The organism is Candidatus Thiopontia autotrophica (genome assembly GCF_982804495.1).
On sequence record NZ_CEYDPX010000040.1, the window covers coordinates 1 to 4559 of the forward strand.

Below are 4559 nucleotides of genomic sequence, written 5' to 3' on the forward strand. Positions count from 1 at the left end.
GGTAGTGACTGTTTTATCCAGCGGATGCCTGATCAACAGCTGGGCATCGGTTTTGGGGATCATCGCTGTGGCCCATTGAGTAGTAATGGTTACACCAGTACTGACTTTCGGGTGGTGCGGGTGGCTGAATTGCAGAGGAGAATTCCGGTGGTGGCCTCGCTCGGTGGGGTGGTGGAGGGGGTGCGGGACGGGATGCCGGATGGTATCTTCAGCGGCAAGAGGGCGGCTTTTTTAAAGGGAAAAGAGTGTGGCAACGGGGTCTATATTCGCCATGATGGTGGCTGGAAAACGCAGTACTGTCACCTGCGCAAGGGGAGTATTCTGGTTGTCAGGGGGGAGCGTGTGGTGGCAGGACAGAAGCTGGGGGAGATGGGTCTCTCTGGCCTTACCAACTTTCCCCATCTGGAGTTTCGGGTGCAACGGAATGGGACAAAGATTGATCCATTCACTGGAGACGTGATTGAGGCTGGATGCGGTTCTGCTCAGTCTACTCTCTGGGTGAGCAGTACCGTGGAGGGGATGATCCCGGCAGCAACACAGTTGGTGAGCGCTGGTTTTGCCAACAAGGTACCAACCCTTCCGGAGGTGGTGTTGGGGCTGCACGATAGAGGCAATGTATTGCCAGAGTCACCGGCATTGCTGTTCTGGGTTGAGGTGACAGGGGTGGAGAAGGGGGATGTGGAGCACTTTGCTATTATTGCGCCGGATGGCACCACCATGATTGAGAATATCTCTGCCCCATATGGTAGTGGGCGTGCCCTCCATCTGGGGTATGCTGGCAAGAAGCTGTCGACCCCCCTGAAGAGGGGGGAGTATACTGGGGCGTATCGGTTGGTTAGAAAGGGTAACGAGGGGGAGCAGACGGTGGTCTCTGTCCGAAGAAAAATAACAGTTACAGACAAAGAGCAATGAGAGAGCTGTTTCGACGATTTTTTGCCCATCCCGGGCTGACCCTGCAACTGATTATCACAACCTTTGTGATCGCCCTGCTGGGGCTGGCGACCTCGCTGTTTGTGATCCAGGTACTGAACCGTTTTATCTCTCATGGGGTCAACTCTACCCTCACCTCGTTGGCTGTCGGTACCCTGATTGCCGTTGTTTTTGAGCTGGCCTTCCGCTCTCTGCGCAGGCGCCTGATTGTGGCCCAGAACAGGGATGATAGTGATCGCCTCTCGGAGGCTGCCTTTTCGGTACTGTTGCAGACTCAGCAGTCTGCGCTGGATCGGGTCTCTTTTGGTCAGCGTCACGAGATTCTGCGTGGGGTCGACTCCATTCGGGCCGTGACCATGCCACAGAACGTGGCGGCACTACTCGATTTCCCTTTTGCACTGTTGTTCGTTTTTGTGTTGTGGCTGTTGAGCCCGGTACTGGCGTTTATCTCGGTTGCTGCTATGGGGTTATCTCTGCTGATGGCAATGGTTGTGCAGATGGGGGGAAGACGGGGGATAAAACAGGCACAGGAGGTCGCTGCGGAGCGGGCCGGTATTCTCGGCTCTGCAGTCTCGGCAGCCGAGACAATCCGTGCCTTCAATGGGGCCAATTTCCTCTCCCGGGGGTGGGGAGAGAGTGATTCCATGCTGGCGAGGCTGCGCAACAGACTCTTCTCCAGTCGGGACGCCCTGCAGTCGAGAATGGGGATGGTGGGGAGTCTGCAGACGGTGGCTATCGTCTCGGTGGGTGCCCTGCAGGTGGTCAATGGGGATCTTACGGTAGGTGCGATGATTGGTGCCAACATACTGGCAGGCCGTGCCCTGATGCCGCTGACCCGCCTGTCACAGATGGGGGAGACCTTCGCCACGGCAAAGCAGGCGGGAGATATTCTTCGGGAATTCATGAAGATGCCACTGGAGCGGATAAAGGGGAGCGGGCTGAAGCAGTATGCGGGCAGGGTTGAGCTGCAGGAGCTTGCCTTCTCCTATCCGGGATCCTCCATCCAGCTGTTTGAGTCGGTCAATCTGACACTGGAGCCAGGGAAGACATTGGCGGTAGTTGGTCCAAATGGTTCCGGCAAAACTACATTCGTTCGTATGTTGGTGGGGCTGCTTGAACCTGCCAAGGGGCAGATACTGGTGGATAATCTTGATCTGCGCCAGATCGCACTGCCGTGGTGGAGAATGCAGCTCAGCTATATTCCGCAGGAGCCGCTCTTTGTAACTGGAACCATTGAGGAGAATATTGCACTGGCTAATCCGAAGATTACACCGGAACGGCTGAATGAGGTGATTCGGATTGCCGGTCTGCGCCCATTCCTCGACAGCAGTCAGGATGGACTGTCGATGGTGATTCGGGAGGGTGGTAGACATCTGGCACTGGGGATTCGCCGCCGTCTGGCACTGGCGCGGGCGCTGGCAACAGGTGGCAATCTCTTTATTGCCGATGAGCCAACCGAGGGGCTGGACGGGGAGGGGAGACGCGCTGTCTATGCTCTCTTCCAGCAGCTCAGGGGCGAGGGCAAGACTATTATAGTGATCTCACATGATCAGGAGTTTCTGAAGATTGCGGACTACCTGATGGATCTCGGGGTCAAGCCAACCCCTGGAATTCAGGCCAGACAGAGTGGTAGCGGAACAGAACCGAACAAGGGCGTGGCTGCCGTCGCTCAGAAGAGGGCTGAATAGTGGCCGATCAGCAGAACAACCCACAGCATAAAGAGAGCACTGCCTCTGTAACTGGTCTTCTCCTCCTGCTGATGGCACTGGTGGGATCGGCAGGGGCGTGGATGTATCTAGCCGAACTGGACATGGTCAGTGTAGCTGAGGGGGAGGTGATTCCCAGTACCAACGTGAAGTATGTGCAGCATCTGGAGGGGGGGATCCTGAGCAGAATTCTGGTCAAGGAGGGGGAGCAGGTGAGTGCAGAGCAGCCGCTGTTTGAGCTGGAGTCCACCGCCAGTATGGCCGATGTAGAGGAGCTGGAGGTGCGACTCAATGGCCTCAGTGTGGATCTGTTCCGGTTGGAGGCGGAATCTAGTGGAGCGGAGCAGCCAGCCTATCCGGATGAATTCGAGGCCCTGCACCCGATTCTGGTTGCCCGCTCACAGATGCAGTTTGAGCAGAGGAGGTTTCGCTACTACAGTGAACGTGACTCCCAGCAGGAGCAGATCAAACAGAAGGAGCAGGAGATCGGCAAGATCAAGGCCCGGATTGCCAGTCTGCGCCCAGGTCTGGAGCTGATTGGCGAGCAGATCAGCATCAGTGAGGATCTGCTCAAGGATGAGCTCACTAACCGTTACAACCACCTCTCCCTGCTGCGTGAGAGGGAGACCATGCAGGGGCAACTGGCAGAGGATCTTGCCGGCCTTAGCGGGGCGGAGTCTGCACTGGTGGAGGCGCGGCAGAAGTATGAGCAGATCCGCTACCTGTTTGAGGAGGAGGCCCGCAAGGAGCTGGAGGAGTCGCGGCGTCAGCACGGCGAGCTCTCCAAGCGGATGAACAAGCTGCAGGATAGCCTGCAACGTACTACTTTGCGCTCTCCGGTGGATGGAGTGGTCAAGACCCTCAATATCTATACGGTGGGAGGGGTGGTCAAGGCTGGCGAGGTGCTGGCGGAAGTGGTACCCGCCGGAGATCAGTTGATTGTGGAGGCCCGTCTGCTGCCACAGGATGTCGGCTATGTGGAGGTGGATCAGCCGGCACAGGTGCGGCTACAGTCAAGTGATGCCTCCCGTCTGGGAAAACTGGACGGCAGGGTGATCTTTATCAGCCCCGACACCATGGTGCCGCAGGAGGGGGATCCATATTATCGGGTGCGGGTGGAGACCGAGCGCAGCTATTTTGAGCGTGGGGATCTGCGCTACCATCTGCTACCGGGGATGCAGGTGACCACCAGCATTATTACCGGAAAGAGGACGGTGCTGGACTATCTGCTCTCCCCGTTTCTGGACTCAATGGGGGAGTCGATGCGTGAGCGTTAATTATTGCAACAGTTTGAAATAAATGACTTGTTTTCAGTACGAAATATGTAATACTCTGAGTGCAACTGTTTTAATTCTATGAGGTGGAGTGACAACAATGAAAGGGCAAAAAATGAAAAAAATAGTATTGGGGTTGATGGTTATGGGGATGACATTTTCTGGTGTTACCGTTGCTGAGGAGCAGGCCAAACAGGCTGCGCAACCACAACAGGGGCCAAGACTACAGATATTGGGTCTGGGACAGACCACATGCAAGGCGGTAGCAGAGCAGATTACAAAAAATCAGCAGGCCTCGACCATGACCTATGGGGGATGGGTTCACGGATATCTAAGTGCAATGAATCAGGTTGCAATGACTCAACGTGGGCCGCAACTCAATATTACAGCCAACCAGGCCTGGAGTGCGATGGTAGCGCACTGCAAGAACAACCCAACTGACACATTGGTTGGCGGGTCGAACAAGCTTCGCATGGCCCTGATGCAAGCCCAGGCCCAGGCCAGACAGAAGGCTGCAGCGGCTGCAAAGGCAGCGGCTGAAAAGAAATAAGATAATCCAAGTCGGTTACAACCAAACCCACCCTTGCGGTGGGTTTTTTTATGGTCAGATGCGGGCACGTCCCCTGTTATTGCCACCACGCATTCTGGA

At 56.0% G+C, this 4559-nt stretch carries 4 protein-coding genes; all 4 read left to right on the forward strand.

All coding sequences use genetic code 11. The annotated features are described in order from the left end of the window. Window positions 1-912 (forward strand): M23 family metallopeptidase (locus AC3ZFK_RS08105; protein WP_487507241.1); only part of this gene is annotated, 912 nt, incomplete at its 5' end. Beyond that, a complete protein-coding gene (locus AC3ZFK_RS08110) occupies window positions 909-2618 on the forward strand; it encodes a peptidase domain-containing ABC transporter (RefSeq protein WP_487507242.1) in 1710 nt (569 codons plus the stop codon). The genes AC3ZFK_RS08105 and AC3ZFK_RS08110, both read left to right, overlap by 4 nt. After that, a complete protein-coding gene (locus AC3ZFK_RS08115) occupies window positions 2618-3913 on the forward strand; it encodes an HlyD family type I secretion periplasmic adaptor subunit (RefSeq protein ID WP_487507243.1) in 1296 nt (431 codons plus the stop codon). Before AC3ZFK_RS08110 ends, AC3ZFK_RS08115 begins: the two co-directional genes overlap by 1 nt. 112 nt (window positions 3914-4025) lie before the next feature. Beyond that, entirely contained in the window at window positions 4026-4460 is a 435-nt protein-coding gene (locus tag AC3ZFK_RS08120; protein ID WP_487507244.1) for a hypothetical protein, read from the forward strand. The last annotated feature ends 99 nt before the right edge of the window (window positions 4461-4559 follow it).